General features: G+C 61.9%; 19 protein-coding genes. 12 read left to right on the plus strand and 7 right to left on the minus strand.

Annotated features, from left to right (window positions below):
• Positions 1-164 precede the first annotated feature (164 nt).
• A complete protein-coding gene (locus C8C89_RS03730) occupies positions 165-785 on the plus strand; it encodes a LysE family translocator (RefSeq protein ID WP_243857890.1) in 621 nt (206 codons plus the stop codon).
• Here the strand turns inward: C8C89_RS03730 and C8C89_RS03735 are convergent.
• From C8C89_RS03735 to C8C89_RS03755, 5 genes are all read right to left on the minus strand, one after another.
• On the minus strand, positions 722-2158 hold the full coding sequence (locus C8C89_RS03735) for a hypothetical protein (protein WP_133988925.1): 1437 nt from the start codon (positions 2156-2158) through the stop codon (positions 722-724). The genes C8C89_RS03730 and C8C89_RS03735 overlap by 64 nt on opposite strands.
• Before the next feature lie 118 nt (positions 2159-2276).
• Positions 2277-3017, minus strand: a complete 741-nt coding sequence (gene phbB / locus C8C89_RS03740; protein ID WP_071325827.1) for an acetoacetyl-CoA reductase — start codon at positions 3015-3017, stop codon at positions 2277-2279.
• A gap of 213 nt (positions 3018-3230) precedes the next feature.
• Positions 3231-4409, minus strand: a complete 1179-nt coding sequence (locus tag C8C89_RS03745) for an acetyl-CoA C-acetyltransferase (RefSeq protein ID WP_099761085.1) — start codon at positions 4407-4409, stop codon at positions 3231-3233.
• A gap of 211 nt (positions 4410-4620) precedes the next feature.
• Positions 4621-5106 carry a phasin family protein gene (locus tag C8C89_RS03750; RefSeq protein ID WP_133988926.1) on the minus strand — a complete coding sequence of 162 codons (486 nt, stop codon included), beginning with the start codon at positions 5104-5106 and terminating at the stop codon, positions 4621-4623.
• 129 nt (positions 5107-5235) lie between these two features.
• Positions 5236-6144 (minus strand): LysR family transcriptional regulator, encoded by a 909-nt coding sequence (locus C8C89_RS03755; RefSeq protein WP_133988927.1) that lies wholly within the window; start codon positions 6142-6144, stop codon positions 5236-5238.
• 118 nt (positions 6145-6262) lie between these two features.
• Between C8C89_RS03755 and C8C89_RS03760 the strand changes: the two genes are divergently transcribed.
• From C8C89_RS03760 to minE, 4 genes are all read left to right on the plus strand, one after another.
• On the plus strand, positions 6263-8170 hold the full coding sequence (locus C8C89_RS03760; RefSeq protein ID WP_133988928.1) for a 5-methyltetrahydropteroyltriglutamate--homocysteine S-methyltransferase: 1908 nt from the start codon (positions 6263-6265) through the stop codon (positions 8168-8170).
• Positions 8171-8398: 228 nt separating this feature from the next.
• Positions 8399-9148 carry a septum site-determining protein MinC gene (gene minC, locus C8C89_RS03765; protein ID WP_101483428.1) on the plus strand — a complete coding sequence of 250 codons (750 nt, stop codon included), beginning with the start codon at positions 8399-8401 and terminating at the stop codon, positions 9146-9148.
• Positions 9149-9185: 37 nt separating this feature from the next.
• The gene (minD, locus tag C8C89_RS03770; RefSeq protein ID WP_071325832.1) at positions 9186-10001 is read left to right on the plus strand and encodes a septum site-determining protein MinD; all 816 of its coding nucleotides are present in this window, start codon (positions 9186-9188) and stop codon (positions 9999-10001) included.
• A 1-nt stretch (position 10002) separates the two neighbouring features.
• On the plus strand, positions 10003-10254 hold the full coding sequence (gene minE / locus C8C89_RS03775; RefSeq protein WP_034752886.1) for a cell division topological specificity factor MinE: 252 nt from the start codon (positions 10003-10005) through the stop codon (positions 10252-10254).
• 40 nt (positions 10255-10294) lie between these two features.
• Here minE and C8C89_RS03780 read toward each other — a convergent pair whose 3' ends face one another.
• On the minus strand, positions 10295-10804 hold the full coding sequence (locus C8C89_RS03780) for a hypothetical protein (RefSeq protein ID WP_101483427.1): 510 nt from the start codon (positions 10802-10804) through the stop codon (positions 10295-10297).
• Between the two features lie 168 nt (positions 10805-10972).
• Here C8C89_RS03780 and C8C89_RS03785 point away from each other — a divergent pair, with 168 nt between their 5' ends.
• The 7 genes from C8C89_RS03785 to C8C89_RS03815 all read left to right on the plus strand — a co-directional run bounded on the left by C8C89_RS03785 (position 10973) and on the right by C8C89_RS03815 (position 18582).
• A complete protein-coding gene (locus C8C89_RS03785) occupies positions 10973-11662 on the plus strand; it encodes a response regulator transcription factor (RefSeq protein ID WP_101483426.1) in 690 nt (229 codons plus the stop codon).
• A 92-nt stretch (positions 11663-11754) separates the two neighbouring features.
• The gene (gene hemA / locus C8C89_RS03790; RefSeq protein WP_133988929.1) at positions 11755-13029 is read left to right on the plus strand and encodes a glutamyl-tRNA reductase; all 1275 of its coding nucleotides are present in this window, start codon (positions 11755-11757) and stop codon (positions 13027-13029) included.
• A 95-nt stretch (positions 13030-13124) separates the two neighbouring features.
• A complete protein-coding gene (prfA, locus tag C8C89_RS03795; RefSeq protein WP_101483424.1) occupies positions 13125-14201 on the plus strand; it encodes a peptide chain release factor 1 in 1077 nt (358 codons plus the stop codon).
• Between the two features lie 168 nt (positions 14202-14369).
• Positions 14370-14840 (plus strand): disulfide bond formation protein B, encoded by a 471-nt coding sequence (locus tag C8C89_RS03800; protein ID WP_133988930.1) that lies wholly within the window; start codon positions 14370-14372, stop codon positions 14838-14840.
• Between the two features lie 10 nt (positions 14841-14850).
• Positions 14851-15681: a peptide chain release factor N(5)-glutamine methyltransferase gene (prmC, locus tag C8C89_RS03805; RefSeq protein ID WP_133988931.1), complete on the plus strand. Its 831-nt coding sequence runs from the start codon at positions 14851-14853 to the stop codon at positions 15679-15681.
• Between the two features lie 215 nt (positions 15682-15896).
• Positions 15897-17510: a glutamate--cysteine ligase gene (gene gshA, locus C8C89_RS03810; protein ID WP_133988932.1), complete on the plus strand. Its 1614-nt coding sequence runs from the start codon at positions 15897-15899 to the stop codon at positions 17508-17510.
• 28 nt (positions 17511-17538) lie between these two features.
• Positions 17539-18582, plus strand: a complete 1044-nt coding sequence (locus C8C89_RS03815) for a histone deacetylase family protein (protein ID WP_101483420.1) — start codon at positions 17539-17541, stop codon at positions 18580-18582.
• Here the strand turns inward: C8C89_RS03815 and C8C89_RS03820 are convergent.
• Complete coding sequence (locus tag C8C89_RS03820) at positions 18539-19183, minus strand: PEP-CTERM sorting domain-containing protein (RefSeq protein WP_166674669.1); 645 nt, start codon at positions 19181-19183, stop codon at positions 18539-18541. The genes C8C89_RS03815 and C8C89_RS03820 overlap by 44 nt on opposite strands.
• Positions 19184-19289 lie beyond the last annotated feature (106 nt).

The raw sequence follows: 19289 nt of genomic DNA on the forward strand, positions 1-19289 counted from the left end.
TATTTTTTGTTTTTATAGGAGTGGAATCTACCCGAATACTAGGGTATGCAGGGCAGGAAAAGCAAGCACATTTCATCACGGCAAGAACATAATGGGGCCCGGCGAGCATGCGGCAAGCGGCCGTTGCTCCCGCCCTTACTTTTTGCCTGTGACCGAGCTGCGCCATGTCCGATTCTACCTTCCTGATGTACCTGCTGGCACTGGCCGGCGCCTTTTTATTACCAGGTCCCGACATGGCGCTGGTGCTGGCGACGGGCGCGGCGCGCGGCGTGGCCACGGCGCTGGTGACTGCAGTGGGTATCGCCGGTGCACGGGCCGTGCACGTGGCGCTGTCCGGCGCGGGCCTGGCGGCGCTGATGGTGACACATCCGCAAGCCTTGCAGTGGGTCAAATGGGCAGGTGCCGCCTATCTGCTGTACCTGGCGCTGCGCCTGTTACAGTCGGCCCTGTCGAAAAAAGCGGCGCAGGAAGAAGGCGCCCCCGCCACGGCGCACGGCGCCCGCGCCAGCCTGGTGCGCGGCTTCCTGACCAATCTGCTCAATCCGAAGGCACTGCTGTTTTGCAGCATGTTCCTGCCGCAATTCGTCGTCGGCAGCGAGCATGTCGGCATGCAATACCTGCGCCTGGGCGCTGTCCTGGTGCTGATGGGCCTATTGTTTGATGCCATGTACGCCGTGCTGGCCGCGCGCCTGGCGCACCGCTTGCGCGGCAAACCTTCGCCTTACGGCAAGTTCGTGCTGCCCACCGTCTTCGTTCTGCTGGCCGGACGGCTGGTGCTGGGCTGAACTGTCGGCTGCACCGGCGCCCCGCCTGCAAAGAAGGCGGGGTACTCCTTCAGCAGGCTACGTTCAAGCTCGTTAGCCTTGCGAAATTGCCGCAGCGACGGCGCCATGACCCGCCCCGCATCCCAGCTGCGCCAGGCATTCGGCGCATCGAACTGCGCCAGCAAGGCGTCGCCCAGGTCCTGGTACACGGCCGCCATCTGCGGTTTTGCCTGCAGCACTTGCAGATACAGCGCGGTCGCTTCCGGCCATTGCCCCAGCTTGGCGCGCAAATTCCCTTCGAACAAGGCCAGTACGGGCTGCTCCAGTCCCGTTTTTTCTCTTAATTCCTGCACGGTGGCCAGCGCGGCCGCGATGCCCGCCGGGTCCTTGGCCAGCAGCCCCCGCGTCAAGTCGTGAATGGGCTCGCACTCCTGCATGGCCAGTTGCTGCCGGGGCGTGAGTTTTTCGACCAGCGCGCCCGTGGAAAAATGGTCTTCCAGCATGCTCAGGAAGGCCTCAAAGGGTTTCTCTTCCGCAAACAGACGCTCCGCTTCAGCCCGCAGCGCGGGATGGGCCTGGGATCCCAGCGGCGGCAACCGCGCCGCCTGCGCCAGCACTCTTTCGAGCGCCGGCGCGTCGGCTGCCAGCGGACGTGGCCGGTAAGCTGCCAGCGCATACGTGGCGGGCGCACCCGCCGTCATGGCGCTGATGCGGAAATGGCGCGTGACCGCGCCGCCCACCTCCTGGTAATGCAAGGTGAAGTCGGCGGGAATGCGCTTGCCATCGGCCAGCATCTTCAGCAACAACGGGTGACCGCCCCAGGTATAGCGCAGGTACTGGGCGAACGCCGTGGCGTCGTCGCCGCTGACGGGGCTGCCGGCTATCCCCAAACGCAGCAGAGGCTGCTCGTCGAGCGACCACAGCACGGCGCCGTCCTGCACCTGGGGCTGCAGTGCATTGCGCCGCCTTGCCGCCGGCACGGACAGCGCTTGCTCCTCATATACGGGCGGCGTGACGTGGGCCTGCAAGCCGCCAGCCTGGAGCGCGCCGGCCATGCCCTTGCGGTGTCCGATCTCGATACGCCGATAAGCCACCACGTCGAACAGCGAATACGCGTCGTAGGTGGATGCCGCCAAATCGATGACGTAGCGGCGGCGCGAGGCAAAATCGAGCACGGACAGGCTCTTGCCATCACGCACGCTCAGGTAATGCTGGCCCAGCACGACATCGCTGTCCTGCTTCTCCTGCCGTGGCAGCGACTTTTTCGCGCCGGGCTGGTCGGTGCGCTGCGTGGTGACGCTGACGTGAAACGCGACGCTGGCCTGGACAGCGGTAGTGCCCAGGAGAAGGAAGGCAAGCACGCTGGCACGGCGCAAGGCTGGAAAGAGGGTCATGGAGATGATGCAGTGGAGAAATACTGATTCTAAGGCAAAGCACGCGCTTGTCCCGTTTTGCTCGCCAGCATAAAAAAAAGACAGCCGCAGCTGTCTCTCTGTTTTACCTCAACAACGATTACGACATGTGCTGGCCGCCGTTGATCGAGATATTCGCGCCCGTGACGAACGCTGCCTCATCGGAGGCCAGATAAGCGACCAGACCGGCCACTTCTTCCGGCTTGCCCAGGCGCGCCATCGGAATTTGCGGGATGATTTTGCTGTCGAGCACTTCCTGTGGAATCGCCATGACCATCTTGGTGCCGATGTAGCCTGGCGAAATGGTGTTGACGGTAACGTTCTTGCGCGCCACTTCCAGCGCCAGCGACTTGGTGAAACCATGCATGCCGGCTTTCGCGGCCGAATAGTTGGTCTGGCCGAAGGCGCCCTTCTGGCCATTCACGGACGAGATGTTGATGATGCGGCCCCAGCCGCGTTCCACCATGCCGTCGCAAACGGGCTTGGTCATGTTGAAGACGGAATCGAGGTTGGTGCCCATCACGGCATCCCAGTTCGGCTTGTCCATCTTCTTGAACGTCATGTCGCGCGTGATGCCGGCGTTATTCACCAGCACGTCGACAGGACCGATGTCCTTTTCCACGGCAGCCACGCAGGCGGCCGCCGAATCGTAGTCGGCCACATCGCACGGATACGCCTTGAAGTCATAGCCCATGTCCTTGGTTGTTGCCAGCCATTCCGCGACCTTCGGATTGCCTGGAGAATAGGTTGTGACCACGCGATAGCCGAGCGCCGCCAGCTTGAAACAGACCGCTTCTCCCAGACCACCCATGCCACCAGTTACCAATGCAACTCTTGCCATTTTCATCCCCTCAGTGTCGTTCTGTTGCTAAAAAGTTAATTATTTAATTAAAGCTATCCTGTCCCGCCGATCCAATCCAACGGCGGATTACATCGAACCTAACCGTAGCGAGCGGCAGCGAGTTGTGGCTAAGAAGCGCAACCGTGCTCTAGCACGGTGAGCATCGCAGGCCGCAAATCGCGACGCGCAGTAGCTTAGGTTCGATGTCCACCATTAGTCGCGCTCGATCGCCAGAGCAACGCCCATGCCGCCGCCGATGCACAACGCGGCCAGGCCTTTCTTGGCGTCGCGGCGTATCATTTCGTGGATCAGGGTGACCAGGATGCGCGCGCCGGAGGCGCCGATCGGGTGGCCGATAGCAATCGCGCCACCGTTCACATTGATCTTGCTGGTATCCCAGCCCATTTCCTTGTTGACGGCAATCGCTTGCGCGGCAAACGCTTCATTGATTTCCATCAAGTCCAGCTCTTCATGCGTCCAGCCGGCTTTTTTCAGGCACAAGCGCGAAGCGGAGACGGGGCCCATGCCCATGACGGCCGGGTCCAGGCCCGACGAAGCGTAGGCCTTGATGCGTGCCAGCGGCTTCAAGCCCAGTTCTTTCGCTTGCGAGGCCGACATCATGATGACGGCGGCGGCGCCATCGTTCAGGCCGGAAGCATTGCCGGCGGTGACAGTGCCGTCCTTGGCGAACGCGGGGCGCAGGCCGGTCAGCGATTCCAGGGTCGAGCCGGGCTTGATGTATTCATCGCTATCGAAGACGACAGTGCCTTTTTTGTTGGCGATTTCCAGCGGCAGGATTTCATCCTTGAACTTGCCCGCTTTTTGCGCCGCTTCCGCCTTCAGTTGCGACTGCAGCGCGAATTCATCCTGCTCGGCGCGCGTCACTTCGTATTTCTTGGCGACGTTTTCCGCCGTGATGCCCATGTGGTACTGGTTGTACACGTCCCACAGGCCGTCGACGATCATGGTGTCGACCATCTTGAAGTCGCCCATGCGGAAACCGTCGCGCGAGCCGTTCATGGCGTGCGGCGACGCACTCATGTTTTCCTGGCCACCGGCGATGATGATGTTGGCGTCACCACATTTGATCGCTTGCGCCGCCAGGTGCGTGGCCTTCAGGCCGCTGCCGCATACCTTGTTGATGGTGAATGCCGGGATGGAGCTGGGCAGGCCAGCCTTGATGACGGCCTGGCGCGCGGCGTTCTGGCCGACGGCGGCCGTCAGTACCTGGCCCAGGATCGCTTCGCCGATCAGGTTCGGGTCGATGCCGGTTTGTGCCAGCAAGCCCTTGATTACATGTGCGCCCAGTTCGGACGCGGGAATCTTGGCCAGACTGCCACCGAATTTGCCGACTGCGGTACGGCCGGCGGCCACGATTACGACATCATCCATTTATTTCTCCGATATGCAGGCCACGAGGGCCAAGGTCAAGGTGCTAATACAATCCAATGAATCCGGGAAGACACAGCAAGCTGTGTTTCATTCTAGCGCGGCATGCGCCGCAGTTCCAGCGCCGCACCGCAGGCGGCGGCGATCACAGCCTGCTTGCGGTGGCGGCCACAGGCCGGGCGCGGCGGATAGCCGCTGCCGGGCCGCAACGCGCCTACGTTTGACGAGCAGGGCGCGTGTTTTTATTTTTATCATACCCTTCATCGGCGCCGCCGAAAGTGGTTTTTAGAAAATTATTGAAGGGAATAGTCAGGGGCACGGGCGTTTGCTTTACCACCTGCAACAGCTCGCCAAATTTTTGACGCGATGCAGCAAACTCACCCTTTGTCACAGTATCGAATTTCTCCTGGTTTTCTTGAGCAACATCCTTTGCCTGGCGGTTATATGCACCGATGCGTTCGATGGCCAGTTGCGACTGTGTACGTGACAGTTCCAGCAGCGCTTGCGGATCCTTCGCGGACAGCAGCTGATTGCCCGCTACCGTAGCGGCGGCCAACGCCGCGCGGGCCGCATCGAGCTGCAAGTCCAGCACGCTGGCACCGCTGTCGACGGCAGCCTGGACATACGCTTGCGCACTGATCAATTGTGCTTCCATCACGGCCTTGCCGGCGCGTGCCCATTGTTCGGAAAATGAAAACATGTCGTTCCTCTCCAAAGAGTAGACGGCGCCATGTTGCGCCGCACAGTGCTCAACTGTAAGCGGTCGTTCATTACTAAACCTTGATATTTATCAATGTTCCCTGTTGGTTTGTTTCCAATACAACGCTAATCAGGACAACAATTTGATACCGTCGAGCGAGGCCGCGCACTGCTCGCGTATCACACTGACGAAATCGCGCACATACGCCTTGTCTTGCAACTGCTCCGGCACCGAGACATACAGGTCGCTCCACAAGCCGTGTTCGCCCACCGGGCGCGCCACCACATAATCGTAATCGACGTAATTCTTGATGGCCCAGTTCGGCAAAGCGGCGATGCCGCGCCGGCTCGCCACCAGTTGCAGCACGGCCACCGTCAATTCCGCCGTGCGGCGTTCAAACTGGATGCCGGCCGGCCGCAGCACTTCGCGGATCAGATCGATGCGCTCTTCGGGCACCGGATAGGTGATCAGGGTTTCGCCCGTAAAGTCGGCCGCCACGAGCCGGCGCTGCGCCTGCAGGCGGTGCTTCTGCGCCATCACCACCAGCATTTCAAAGCGGAACAGGGGAAACACGGTGAAATCGGGGGCATACGGCGAGCCGATCACGAGGTCCGCCTCGCCCGAGCGCAGCAAATCCGCCGGTTCGCTGTGAAAGCCCGACACCAGGTCGATCTCCACTTCCGGCCAGCGCTGGCGGAACGCATCCATCACCGGCATGAGCCAGTCGAAGCAGGTATGGCATTCGAGCGCCACGCGCAACTGCCCCTGGTCGCCCTGCGACAGGCGCGCCACCTCGCGCTCGGCCAGCTCGATCTCGGGCAGCAGCTTGTCGGCCAGCTCCAGCAGCCGGCTGCCCGTGGCCGTAAACGCGATCGGCATCGACTTGCGCTCGAACAAGGGCGCCTTGTAGCGCTCTTCCAGCAAACGGATCTGGTGCGACAGGGCCGACTGGGTCAGATTGAGCAGTTGCGCGGCGCGCACCAGGCTGCCGGACGAACGCAAGGCACTCAGGGTGCGCAGGTGGCGGATTTCTAGCATCGGGAAATTGGTGGATGTACGTGAATTATTTTCATGTTATTCGGCAAAATGTTTCGTTTTGATTATAGATCAAGTTGCCGCACACTCTAGCGCATTCACATTAAATCTCGATGACATCATGACCATTTGTACCCACATCCTTGGCTTTCCCCATATCGGTGCCGCGCGTGAACTGAAACTGGCGCTGGAAAGCCACTGGCGTGGCGAGGTATCCGAGGCCGCCCTGGAAGCCACGGGCCAGCAATTGCGCGCGGCCCACTGGGCGCAACAAAGGGACGCCGGACTCGACTACGTCACCGTAGGCGACTTCGCCTTTTACGACCACATGGCCAACCATATCCAGCTGCTGGGCTGCGAACCGGCCCGTTTCAATTTCGCGCCAGAGCAGTCATCGCTGTCGCGCTATTTCACAATGGCGCGCGGCAACGACAATCATGCCGAACCCGCCGCTTGCAACCATGGCCATGCCCGCCACGAACACAGCGCTGGCAATCCCGCGCTGGAAATGACCAAGTGGTTTGACAGCAATTACCATTACCTGGTGCCCGAATTGTCGCCGCAGACCCGCTTCTCGCTGGCTTGCGAGCGCCTGCTGGCGGAAGTGGCCGAGGCGCAAGCGCTCGGCCACCAGGTCAAGGCGGCCCTGATCGGCCCCCTCACCTTCCTCTGGCTGGGCAAGGAAAAGACACCGGGTTTCGAGCGCCTGGCCCTGCTGGAACAGTTGCTGCCCGTCTACAGCGCCCTGCTCGACCGCCTGAAGCAGCAAGGCGTGACGTGGGTGCAGGTCGACGAACCAATCCTGGGCCTGGATTTGCCCAACGCCTGGCGCAGCGCCTTCGAAAGCACGTATTGGCAGTTGAACCAGGTGGGCGTGAATATCTTGCTGGCCACGTATTTCTCGCCGCTGGAAGAAAACCTCAGCCTGACGTGCCGCCTGCCCGTGGCCGGCCTGCATGTCGACGGCATCCGCGCGCCGCATGAATTGATCAGCGTGACGGACTGGCTGCCCGCGCATAAAGTCTTGTCGATCGGCATCGTCGACGGGCGCAACATCTGGCGCACCGACCTCGACGCGGCCCTCGCCGTGCTGCAGCCACTGGCAGCCAAACGCAACGGCAACCTGTGGCTGGCGCCGTCATGCTCCCTGCTGCACGTACCATTCAGCCTGGAAGCCGAGACGGAGCTCGACGGTGAAATCCGGACCTGGCTGGCGTTTGCCACGGAAAAGCTGTCGGAGATCGCCGTCCTCAAGGGCGCGCTCGAAGGCCATCCCGATGACGCCGCGCTGGCCGCATTGGCCATGTCTCGCCTGGCCATTGCCAGCCGCCGTACCAGCCCCCGCGTGCACCGTCCGCAAGTGACGCAGCGCCTGCAACTGCCCGACTTCCCGACAACGACCATCGGCTCCTTCCCGCCAACGACGGCCATCCGCCAGGAAGCGCTGGGCCTGGACGTACTCGTGCATGGCGAAGCGGAACGCAACGACATGATCGAATACTTCGGCGGGCAATTGGACGGTTTCGCCTTCACGCGCCTGGGCTGGGTGCAATCGTATGGCTCGCGCTGCGTCAAGCCTCCCATCATCTACGGCGACGTGCAGCGCCCGGCCGCCATGACCGTCGAATGGACGGTGCACGCGCAAAGCCTGACGCATAAACCGGTGAAGGGCATGCTGACGGGGCCGGTGACGATCTTGCAATGCTCGTTCGTGCGCGACGACCAGTCGCGCGCCACCACGGCGCTGCAACTGGCCCTGGCCATCCGCGACGAGGTGGCAGACCTGGAAACGGCCGGCATCGGCAGCATCCAGATCGACGAGCCGGCCATCCGCGACGGCTTGCCGCTGCGCCGCGGCCAGTGGGACGCCTACCTGGACTGGGCCACGCGCGCCTACCGCATCGCCGTGATTCCACCAGCCCATTTACGGGTCAACCCGGACTGCGGCTTGAAGACGCGTGGCTGGCTGGAAACGGAAGCGGATTTAAAAAATATGGTTGCGGCGGCACGGCAGATACGCGCGGCTTGATACAGGACAGCGCCGTCAGGGCGCATTCTCGGCGGCTTGCGGGGCGGCGCACCGGTTTTCCGGGGCACCGCCCATTTTTTTTGACATGAAGTAGGTGTTGCCCTGCGGAATAGCACGCGCCAGGCCCCTGATGCTGATTTTTTTGCAGTAGAATGCAAGAAATTTACTGCTCCCATTGTTGCCGTACGGAACATCTGGCCTGCCGCAGTTCCACTTTGATAAATGTTTATGTCCAAAAGCCCGTCGCAGAAGCCTATCGAAATCAAGATTTCCACCGTCGTTGCCGTCTCCGCCATTATGCATAGCGCCGATACGCAGGCACTCGATGCCGCCTTGCGTGACATGACGGGAGGCGTGGCGGACTTTTTCGAAGACGACCTGGCCGTACTGGACGTGGCCGCCTTGCCGCCCGGCAGCGTACCCATCGACTGGGCCGCCCTCGTGGCACTGCTGAAAAAATACCGTTTGAATGCCGTGGCTGTGCGCAATGCGCCGGCCGAGATGCATGACGCCATCCTGGCGCAAGGCTTGAGCCTCGACAGCGGCAAGACGCGCGACGATGCCCCGCCCAAGGATGGCCCCAAGGATACCGCCACGGCGGCCGCCCAGTCGGGCGCCGAAGCGCAAGTGATGGTGATCGACACGCCCGTGCGTGCCGGCCAGCGCATTTACGCGCGCGGCTGCGACCTGATCATCACCGCTGTCGTCAACAATGGCGCCGAAATCATCGCCGACGGCAGCATCCACGTGTATTCGTCGCTGTACGGCCGCGCGCTGGCCGGCGCCTCGGGCAATGCCCAGGCGCGCATCTTCGCACTGTCCATGGAACCGGAACTGGTCTCGATCGCCGGCGTGTACCGCACGTTCGAGGATGGTTTCCCTGCGGAAATGGCGCGTGGACCCGCGCAAATTCGTTTGGCTGGAGACAGAATCGATATACACTCTGTCAATCCGGTCACTCCCGTGAACCGCTCTTAAGCTGCACAATTCAAGAGATATCTGAAAAGGATTATTTGTGGCAAGAATTATTGTTGTGACGTCCGGCAAGGGCGGTGTCGGCAAGACGACCTCTAGCGCCAGTTTTTCCACTGGTCTGGCCATGCGCGGCCACAAGACAGCCGTGCTCGACTTCGACGTGGGCCTGCGCAACCTCGACCTGATCATGGGTTGCGAGCGCCGCGTCGTGTATGACTTGATCAATGTGATCAACAAAGAGGCAACCCTGAACCAGGCCTTGATCAAGGACAAGCACTGCGACAACCTGTTCATTCTGCCTGCCTCGCAGACGCGCGACAAAGATGCCTTGTCGGAAGAAGGCGTGGAACGCGTGTTGAACGACCTGATCAACATGGGTTTCGAATTCATCATCTGCGATTCGCCGGCCGGTATCGAGCATGGCGCGCTGATGGCGCTGACGTTCGCCGACGAAGCCATCATCGTCACCAACCCGGAAGTGTCGTCGGTGCGCGATTCGGACCGCATCCTCGGCATCTTGCAAGCCAAGTCGCGCCGCGCGCAGACGGGCGGCGAGCCGGTCAAGGAACATTTGCTGATTACCCGCTACTCGCCGAAACGCGTGGAATCGGATGAAATGCTGTCTTACCAGGACGTGCAGGAAATCCTGCGCATCCCGCTGGTGGGCATCATTCCGGAATCGGAACAAGTGCTGGCCGCCTCGAACCAGGGCAATCCTGCCATCCATTTCAAGGGGACGGATGTGGCGCAAGCCTATGAAGACGTGGTCTCGCGTTTCCTCGGCGAAGATGTCGAGTTGCGCTTTACCAACTATGAAAAGCCTGGATTACTCCAGCGCATTTTTGGGGCGAAGTGATATGGCCTTGCTTTCTTTCCTGTTCCCCCCCAAGCCGAAGACGGCCACCGCGGCAAAGGAACGCCTGCAGATCATCATCGCCCGCGAACGTAGCGGACGCGACGGTCCGGACTTCCTGCCCGCCCTGCACAAGGAATTGATCGCCGTCATTTCCAAGTACACCAAGGTCAATGCCGACGACATCAAGATTTCGCTGGACCGCCAGGGCAACCTGGAAGTACTCGACGTCAACGTGGTACTGCCGGACGCATAGAACCTGTCCCAATAGATGCCGCTCCCCACTGGGATAGTCTCTAGGTCTGATCCGGCCTGACCGTGAGCAATTCCTGCGCCACCGCGGCGCAGGCGTTCACGTGATGGTTGCCGATCTGGCGGAACACCGCGTAACCGATGGCTGCCGCCACCGCCTGCCCGGCGAACGGCACGAAGCGCGCCACCTGCTTGGTGGCTATCTTGACGCCACTGCGCTTGAGCAGCTGGAGGATCAATTCGCGCGACACCAGCTTCCCTACCAGCATGCCGCCCATGCCCACCGCCGCGCGGTAGGCCATCATCTTGAACTGCGGGTTGAGGCGCTCGATCTGTTCGGGCGTCAGGCCGAATTCGTGGTTGATATCGTTAATCAGCATGGAAAACAGTCCGACATCCGACATCAGGTCGATGCCAGGAATGGGAATGGCCGAGGCACCCGCCGACATCACGGCACGCCGCTGCACCAGGCGCCGGCAACGCTCGCGCACTTGCTCGATTTCGGCACGACTGGCCGGTATCAGGGTCCAATCCGTGCTGCTATTGTCTGTCATTGCCGTTCCTCCGCAGTAAGGGGTAGATGAACAAGTGTAACGTAAAGGTCCAAGCTGCCGATTTCACTGGACACAGTTGCAATCTCTGTTATATTTCACTTGAGCATTCCTTAACATTACGATAAGCAGAGCGGACCGTCTGTTTGTTGTTACACATTCCAGCCCATTATGCGAATTGCCGTACTCGATAGCGACCATAGCCAGGCAGAACTGATCTGCCAGGTGCTCACCGCCGCCGGCCACGCTTGCCACGAGTTTCAGAGTGGCAAGGAAATGCTGGGGCAATTGCGCAAGGACAGTTGCGACATGCTCATCCTCGACTGGCATGTGAGCGACCTGGATGGTGCGGAAGTCTTGCGCCGCGCCCGGGAAAAACTGGCGCCGAAGGCACCCGTGTTGTTTATGACCAACAGCTCGGGCGAAGACGATGTGGTGGCCGGCATGACGGCGGGTGCCGATGACTACATGATCAAGCCCTTGCGGCGCAGCGAACTGACTTTGCGCACCCAGGCACTGTTGCGCGTGGCTTACCCGGCCCAGAATGGCGCCGAGTATTTGCAATTTGGTCATTACACGTTTGAAACCCGACCCGGCCGCCTGCTGAAGGATGGCGAAGTGCTGGACGTGACGCACAAGGAATTCGCCCTGGCGCTGCTTTTTTTCCGCAACCTGGGCCGCCCCCTGTCGCGCGCCTACATCCACGAAGCCGTGTGGCAGCGCGACACGGCCCTGCCCTCGCGCACCATGGATACCCACGTCTCGCGCGTGCGCAACAAGCTGCAGCTGAAACCGGAACACGGCTACCGCCTGGTGCCCGTCTACAGTTATGGTTATCGCCTTGAAAAACTGGGCGGGTGACGCCCACGCATCCGGACCAAAACAGGCGAACTGCTCAAAGCGCGGGCACAAGGCGTTATAATGTCGGCATAAGAATTCCCAACAGCCCTGAAATGCAACTGCTCGCCGTCGGCCTCAACCATACCACCGCCCCAGTGTCGCTCCGCGAACAGCTGGCGTTTGCGCCTGAGCATCTGGGTCAGGCGGTGATGGCGGCGCGGACCTGGTTCCAGCGCATCGACCTGCGCGACAACGACGAAGCGGCCATACTCTCGACGTGCAACCGCACCGAGCTGTATGCGGCCAGCCATGTGCCGAACCCGCTCGACGCGGGCGCGCATTTCCTGGCCGATTATCACAAGCTCAACTACAGCGAGCTGCGCCCCCATTTATATATGCTGCCGCAGCACGATGCCGTGCGCCACACCTTCCGCGTCGCCTCCGGGCTGGACTCGATGGTGCTGGGTGAAACGCAGATCCTGGGGCAGATCAAGGATGCCATCCGCACGGCCGACGAGGCGGGCGGCCTGGGCACGTATCTGCACCAGTTGTTCCAGCGCAGCTTTTCCGTCGCCAAGGAAGTGCGCAGCAGCACGGAAATCGGCGCCCACAGCGTTTCCATGGCGGCTGCCGCCGTGCGCCTGTCGCAACGCATCTTCGATAAAATTGCCGAGCAGAACGTGCTGTTCATCGGCGCCGGCGAAATGATCGAATTGTGCGCCACGCACTTTGCCGCGCAGAACCCGAAAAGCATCACCATTGCCAACCGCACCATGGAACGGGGCGAGGAACTGGCGCACCGCTTCAATGGCAAGGCCATCCGCCTGGCCGACCTGCCGGAGCAACTGCACCAGTTCGACATCGTCATCTCGTGCACGGCGTCGTCCTTGCCGCTGCTGGGTCTGGGCCTGGTCGAGCGCGCCATCAAGGCGCGCCGCCACAAACCCATGTTCATGGTCGACCTGGCCGTGCCGCGCGACATCGAATCGGAAGTGGGCCGCCTGAACGACGTCTTCCTGTACACGGTCGACGACCTGGGCAAGGTCGTGCAGACGGGCCTGGAAAGCCGGCAAGCGGCCGTGGCGCAAGCCGAGGCCATCATCGAGACGCGCGTGCAATCGTTCATGAGCTGGGTCGACGACCGCGCCATGGTGCCCGTCATCCAGCATTTGCATGAAAACAGCGAAGCGCTGCGCCTGATCGAAGTGGAACGGGCACGCAAGATGCTGGCCAAGGGCGCCGACATCGATGCCGTGCTGGAAGCGCTGTCGAAAGGCTTGACGGCCAAGTTCCTGCACGGTCCGCAGCAGGCGCTGCACCATGCGCAGGGCGACGAGCGCAAGCAACTGGTCACCCTGCTGCCGAAATTGTTCCGCCCCCGCCGTTAGCGCAGCCCCGCTGGCCGCCCGCGCGGTCGCCCCCTGCCCGCCTGCCGGGCGTGCCGGACCCGCACCACCCCTACACTCTTTTACCGCGAATCGCTATGAAACCATCCATGCTGGCCAAACTCGATCAACTGGCGAACCGCCTGGTCGAACTCGACGAACTGTTGATGCACCCGGACGCCACGTCGAACATGGACAGCTACCGCAAGATGACGCGCGAGCACGCCGAACTGGGCCCGCTGGTGGCCTTGTACCGCTCCTACCAGGAAGCGGGCAACGATATTGCGGCAGCGCAAGAGATGCTGGGCGACCCGGACATGAAGGAATTCGCGCAGGAAGAAATCGAGGCGGCGAAGGCCACCATGGCGCGCCTGGAACGCGAATTGCAAACCATGCTGCTGCCGAAGGACGTCAATGACGAGCGCAATATCTTCCTGGAAATTCGCGCCGGCACGGGCGGCGACGAATCGGCCCTGTTCGCGGGCGATTTGTTACGCATGTACTCGCGCTTTGCCGAACGCAACCGCTGGCAGGTGGAACTGGTGTCGTCGTCCGACTCCGACCTGGGCGGCTACCGCGAAGTGATCGTGCGCGTGGTCGGCAACGGCGCGTATTCAAAGCTGAAATTCGAGTCGGGCGGCCACCGCGTGCAGCGCGTACCGGCCACGGAAACCCAGGGCCGCATCCACACGTCCGCCTGCACGGTGGCCGTGATGCCGGAAGCGGACGAAGTGGAAGACGTCAACATCAACCCGGCCGACCTGCGCATCGATACCTACCGCGCCTCGGGCGCGGGCGGACAGCACATCAACAAGACGGATTCGGCCGTACGCATCACCCACTTGCCCACCGGCATCGTGGTCGAATGCCAGGATGACCGCAGCCAGCACAAGAACAAAGCGCAAGCGATGAAAGTACTGGCCGCGCGCATCAAGGACGTGCAACTGCGCGAACAGCAGTCGAAGGAAGCGGCTACCCGCAAGAGCCTGATCGGTTCGGGCGACCGCAGCGAGCGCATCCGCACTTATAATTTCCCGCAAGGCCGCCTGACGGACCACCGCATCAATTTGACCTTGTACAAGCTCGATTTCATCATGGATGGGGATTTGACGGAACTGACGAATGCGCTGGCGGCAGAGCACCAGGCAGAGCTTTTAGCAGCGCTGGGGGATTAAAGAACCCCAAGCAACGGCTGGGGTCAGACCCTCTCCACCGCTGCCTGCTGATCAGGCGTCGGCACAAGCGGGGGTCTGACCCCGCGGTTTAAGTAGCGGCTAAGCAATAAAAATCCAGCCTTGTGCGAAAATGACCAGCTCGCTTCCATCCACCTCACCGTGTCGCCCATGAAAAATTCACGCACCGTCCTCCTGTTGATCTCTGCCCTGTGTTTCCTGATGCTGGGCGTGGCCATGTATTTGCAGCATGCCATGAACATGGCACCGTGCCCGCTGTGCGTGATCCAGCGCTACCTCTTCCTTGCCATCGGCATCGCCTGCCTGGCAGGCGCCGCGGCCAACCGGCCGAAAATCGGCGCCGGCATCGGCGTTCTGGCGGCCCTGGGTGGCCTGGGCGTGGGCGCCAAGCATTTGTACGTGCTGGCCAACCCCGGCTTCTCGTGCGGCATCGACCCCGTGGAAACGGTGCTGAACAAGATTTTCACGGCGCAAGTCATGCCCTTCATGTTTGAATCGTATGGCGCCTGCGAAAATGCCGGCGAGCCGTTCTTCGGCCTGTCGATCCCGCAATGGGCGTTCGCCTGGTTCGCCATTTTCGCCCTCACCTTGCTGTGGACTTTGCTACGCCGCAAACAATAACCATCTATTTATGCCTGAAACACTGATTCCCGCCGGCAGCACTGTCGGCGCCCTGCAAATCCGCCCGCTGCTCGACCCGCTCGACAACCGCATCCTGCTGGGCCATGCGCTGGGTCTGTCGCGCGTGAGCCTGATCACACAATCGGAGCGTGTGCTCACGCCCGATGAAGCCGAACGTCTGTCTGGTTTGCTGGCGCGCCGCCTGCGCGGCGAACCGATCGCCTACATCGTCGGCCAGCGCGAATTTTTCGGCTTGCCGTTCGAAGTCAACGACGCCGTGCTGATTCCCCGCCCCGACACGGAAGTACTGGTGGAACTGGCGCTCGAGCGCTTGCCACCGGGCGGGCGCGTGCTCGACATGGGCACGGGCAGCGGCGCCATCGCCGTCGCGCTGGCATACACGCGGCCCGACGCCGTGGTCACGGCCCTGGATGTCAGCAGCACGGCGCTGGCCGTGGCGCGCCGCAACGCCAGCGCCAACGGCGTCAACATCACCTTCATGGCCAGCGACTGGTTCGAAGCGCTGGGCACGGAAAAGTTTGACCTGATCATCTCCAATCCCCCCTACATCGCCAGCGGCGACCGCCACCTGGCCGAAGGCGATTTGCGCTTTGAACCGACGGGCGCGCTGACCGACCATGCGGACGGCCTGTCGGCCCTGCGCATCATCGTCTCCGGCGCCGCGCGCCACCTGGCGTCAGGCGCCTGGCTGCTGATGGAGCACGGCTATGACCAGGCGGCCCAGGTGCGCGAGCTGCTGGCCGCCGCCGGCTACAACAAAGTGCAAAGCTGGCGCGACCTGGCCGGCATCGAAAGAGTCAGCGGCGCCCGCCTCGGCTAAGCACGACAAGCTGCGCAAAGCTTGACCCGGCGCGCGCCAGATCCCCCCGCAGTTTGTTAAAATATCAAGCGAATTCCTGACCGAAGCGCCGTCCCCGTTCCCCGGGGCGGACGCTGGCGACGCGGCGTTTTTTGGGCCGGCGCCGACGCATTTGCCAAAATTCGGTTAATCTCAGCACAAATTATTTATATGCTGCACAAGAAAGGAAGCTCAAATTGCCCAACCTGTTGACTCGCCGCCTGGCATTGCTGACCGAAGATGCCAACCGCGCGCTGCTGGGCGGCTTGCGCGGCATCGAGCGTGAAACCCTGCGCGTCGACCATGCCGGCCATCTGGCTTCCACGCCCCACCCCACCGCCCTGGGCTCGGCGCTGACGCACCCTGAAATCACCACCGACTACGCCGAAGCGCTGCTCGAATTCATCACGCCGGCTGAAAGCGACATCGCCGTCACGCTGGACAAGCTCGATACCGTGCACCGCCACGCCTACAGCCGCCTCGGCGACGAATTGCTGTGGAGCCAGTCAATGCCCTGCCAGCTGCCGCCCGAAGCGGACATCGCGATCGCCAACTACGGGACGTCGAACATGGGCATGCTCAAGCACGTCTACCGGCGCGGCCTGGCCTTGCGTTACGGCAAAGCCATGCAATGCATCGCCGGCATCCACTACAACTACTCGCTCGACGAGCAGTTGTGGCAAGTGCTGGCCAGCCATCCGGACACCAGCGCCAGCCCGCACCACGCGGCCGCGACACCGAAGGACGTGCAGTCGGAAAGCTACCTGGCGACGATCCGCAATTTCCGCCGTTACAGCTGGCTGCTGATGTACCTGTTCGGCGCTTCGCCGGCCCTGTCTGCCGGATTCCTGCGCGGCCGCGCGCACAAGCTCGATACCTTGTCCGACGACACGCTGTTCCTGCCGTACGCGACCAGCTTGCGCATGAGCGACCTCGGTTACCAGAACGATGCCCAGTCCGGCCTGCGCCCGCACGAAAACAGCCTGGAAGACTACGTCAACGCGCTCACGCACGCCGTCAACGACCCATATCCGCCGTATGCGGCGCTGGGCACCAAGAAGGATGGCGAATGGATCCAGCTGTCCACCAACGTGTTGCAGATCGAAAATGAATACTATTCGACCATCCGCCCCAAGCGCGTGATCCGCACGGGCGAACGCCCGATCCAGGCCCTGTGCCTGCGCGGCGTGCAGTACATCGAAGTGCGCTGCATGGATGTCGACCCGTTCGAACCGGTCGGCATCAGCCTGGAAACGGGCCGTTTCCTCGATGCGTTTTTGCTGTTCTGCGCGCTCGACGACAGCGGTCCCATCTCGGCCGAGCAAAGCGCCTGCTACACGAACAATTTTGCCCGTACCGTCAAGGAAGGCCGCAAGCCGGGCTTGACCCTGCGCCGCGACGGCGAGGAAATCACCCTGCAGGCGTGGGGCGAGCAATTGCTGGCCCGTATCGCCCCCGTGGCGGCCTTGCTCGACTCTCGCAACGCGGCGCGCCAAGGCGGCACGTCGCATGCGGACAGCCTGGCGGTACAGGCGGCCAAGCTGGCCGACCCGGACATGACGCCATCGGCAAAGGTATTGGCCGAGCTGCGCGCCAACGGCGGCTCGTTTGCCGCCTTTGGCCTGCGCCAGAGCGAACGCCACGCCGCCTACTTCCGCGCGCATCCGGCAACAAAGGAACAAAGCGCGTATTTCGATGAGATGGCCGCCAGCTCGCTGGCCGAGCAGCGCGCCATGGAAGCGGCGCCCGCCGGCAGCTTCGACGATTTCGTCGCCGCCTACCGCGCCAGTACCCTGTGTTCGCACACCTGATCCTGCCTGACTTTCTGCCTGGCGCCCCATGCTGACCTTCTACAATGAATTGCACAGCCAGCACCGGGGCCGCTTCGAGATGTTTCGCGGCACCATGGTGCCCTGCTTCGAGACACCCGAGCGGGCCGACATGGTGGTGGCCGAACTGGGACGGCGCAACCTGGGCCGCATCGTCACGCCGCACGGCGTGCCGCTGACGTCGCTGGAACGCATCCACACGCCGCGCTACCTGCATTTTTTGCGCCACGCCTGGCAAGACTGGCTGGCGCTCGACCCCGCCAATGCGGGCAAGGACGCACTGCCATCCGTGTGGCCCGTGCGCACCTTGCGCAGCGACATCGAACCGGACGACTTCACGGCCAAGCTAGGCCTGTACTCGATGGACAATGGCACGCCGCTGACGGCCGGCACGTGGACGGCGGCCAAGACGGGCGCCGACTGCGCCGTCAACGCGGCCCACGCGCTGCGCCTGGGAGAGCGGGCCACGTTTGCCCTGACGCGCCCGCCCGGCCACCACGCGGGCAGCGATTTCTTTGGCGGCTACTGTTTTCTGAACAACGCTGCCCTGGCCGCGCAGCATTTGCTCGACGACGGCGCCCGCAAGGTCGCCATCCTCGATATCGATTACCACCACGGCAACGGCACGCAAAGCATTTTCTATGCGCGCGACGACGTGCTGTTCGCCTCCCTGCACGCCGACCCGCGCAGCGAATATCCGTTTTACCTCGGCCACGCCGATGAAACGGGCAGCGGTGCGGGGCTCGGCTACAACGTCAACCTGCCGCTGCCGGCCGGCACGTCCACAGCCAGCTGGTTCGCCGCGCTGGAAACGGCCTGCCTGCGCATCAATATGTACGCGCCCGACGCGCTGGTGGTCTCGCTCGGTGTGGATACTTTCGCCGGCGACCCGCTGTCGCACTTCTCCCTGCAAAGCGGCGACTACCTGCGCGTGGGCGAGCGCCTCGCGCATTTGAATTTGCCCACCGCCTTCATCCTCGAAGGCGGCTATGCGGTCAAGGAAATCGGCATCAATGTGGTGAACGTCCTCGAAGGTTTCGAGACGGCTGAATAGAGGCGACGCTCAAACCGGCAAGCCCTGCTTCAGCAGAAGTCTTACGGCGGCGTACCCGTGCAAGGCACATGAGTGCCAGGCCGGCGGGCAGCATCAACGCGACCGTTGGCTCAGGAACGGGTGCCGGGGAAATCGTAAAGGTCGTCTGGTCGGACCAGTCATAACGATTTTCCCATCGTGTTCCCGGCCTACTCCCACCTCTGAGGAAGTAACTGCCGATAACGGCCTGGCTATACCAGGAGTGCGGACCATCATAGCCATAAGTCTTGGTTGCATAATTCAGTTCACCGTCCAGCGTATAACTGAAATTTTTGATTTCACACCGGAGGAAGGAGGAAGTATTGCATCCATAATCGCCTTTCCGGATAGGCAACAACAGTTGACCCAGGGTGAGGAAATAGCTCAGCTCATCAACTGTAATCACGCTGTCCGCATTTCTGTCCTCCCCGCTAAAGCTACCGTGGAAAGTCGCATCGGAATCGAATACGCCAGTAGCCGCGTTGACAAAGCCTTGATAGGTAAACTCCCACGTCGTCGGCTGCGCATGGGCAGCAGATATTCCAGCGACAAGTAGCATGGCGCACAACAGCTTCTTTTTCATGGTTTCCTCATATTTTTGCAAAGCGCCATAAAGGCGCATCAGGTAGATGTGCCAATCACATCTGACGGCATGCCGCCACGTTAATATTATCATAATTAAATATAAA

The organism is Janthinobacterium sp. 75 (genome assembly GCF_004365495.1).
Classification (GTDB): Bacteria; Pseudomonadota; Gammaproteobacteria; order Burkholderiales; family Burkholderiaceae_D; genus Janthinobacterium.

What these genes read in the sequence shown, in the direction of transcription:
- minE (WP_034752886.1), top strand. Translation starts at nt 10,003, where the DNA reads ATGGCCTTGCTTTCTTTCCTGTTCCCCCCCAAGCCGAAGACGGCCACC.
- prmC (WP_133988931.1), top strand. Translation starts at nt 14,851, where the DNA reads ATGCCTGAAACACTGATTCCCGCCGGCAGCACTGTCGGCGCCCTGCAA.
- prfA (WP_101483424.1), top strand. Translation starts at nt 13,125, where the DNA reads ATGAAACCATCCATGCTGGCCAAACTCGATCAACTGGCGAACCGCCTG.
- minC (WP_101483428.1), top strand. Translation starts at nt 8,399, where the DNA reads ATGTCCAAAAGCCCGTCGCAGAAGCCTATCGAAATCAAGATTTCCACC.
- C8C89_RS03780 (WP_101483427.1), bottom strand. Translation starts at nt 10,804, where the DNA reads ATGACAGACAATAGCAGCACGGATTGGACCCTGATACCGGCCAGTCGT.
- phbB (WP_071325827.1), bottom strand. Translation starts at nt 3,017, where the DNA reads ATGGCAAGAGTTGCATTGGTAACTGGTGGCATGGGTGGTCTGGGAGAA.
- hemA (WP_133988929.1), top strand. Translation starts at nt 11,755, where the DNA reads ATGCAACTGCTCGCCGTCGGCCTCAACCATACCACCGCCCCAGTGTCG.
- C8C89_RS03800 (WP_133988930.1), top strand. Translation starts at nt 14,370, where the DNA reads ATGAAAAATTCACGCACCGTCCTCCTGTTGATCTCTGCCCTGTGTTTC.
- C8C89_RS03760 (WP_133988928.1), top strand. Translation starts at nt 6,263, where the DNA reads ATGACCATTTGTACCCACATCCTTGGCTTTCCCCATATCGGTGCCGCG.
- C8C89_RS03755 (WP_133988927.1), bottom strand. Translation starts at nt 6,144, where the DNA reads ATGCTAGAAATCCGCCACCTGCGCACCCTGAGTGCCTTGCGTTCGTCC.
- C8C89_RS03820 (WP_166674669.1), bottom strand. Translation starts at nt 19,183, where the DNA reads ATGAAAAAGAAGCTGTTGTGCGCCATGCTACTTGTCGCTGGAATATCT.
- C8C89_RS03815 (WP_101483420.1), top strand. Translation starts at nt 17,539, where the DNA reads ATGCTGACCTTCTACAATGAATTGCACAGCCAGCACCGGGGCCGCTTC.
- C8C89_RS03750 (WP_133988926.1), bottom strand. Translation starts at nt 5,106, where the DNA reads ATGTTTTCATTTTCCGAACAATGGGCACGCGCCGGCAAGGCCGTGATG.
- C8C89_RS03745 (WP_099761085.1), bottom strand. Translation starts at nt 4,409, where the DNA reads ATGGATGATGTCGTAATCGTGGCCGCCGGCCGTACCGCAGTCGGCAAA.
- C8C89_RS03735 (WP_133988925.1), bottom strand. Translation starts at nt 2,158, where the DNA reads ATGACCCTCTTTCCAGCCTTGCGCCGTGCCAGCGTGCTTGCCTTCCTT.
- C8C89_RS03785 (WP_101483426.1), top strand. Translation starts at nt 10,973, where the DNA reads ATGCGAATTGCCGTACTCGATAGCGACCATAGCCAGGCAGAACTGATC.
- C8C89_RS03730 (WP_243857890.1), top strand. Translation starts at nt 165, where the DNA reads ATGTCCGATTCTACCTTCCTGATGTACCTGCTGGCACTGGCCGGCGCC.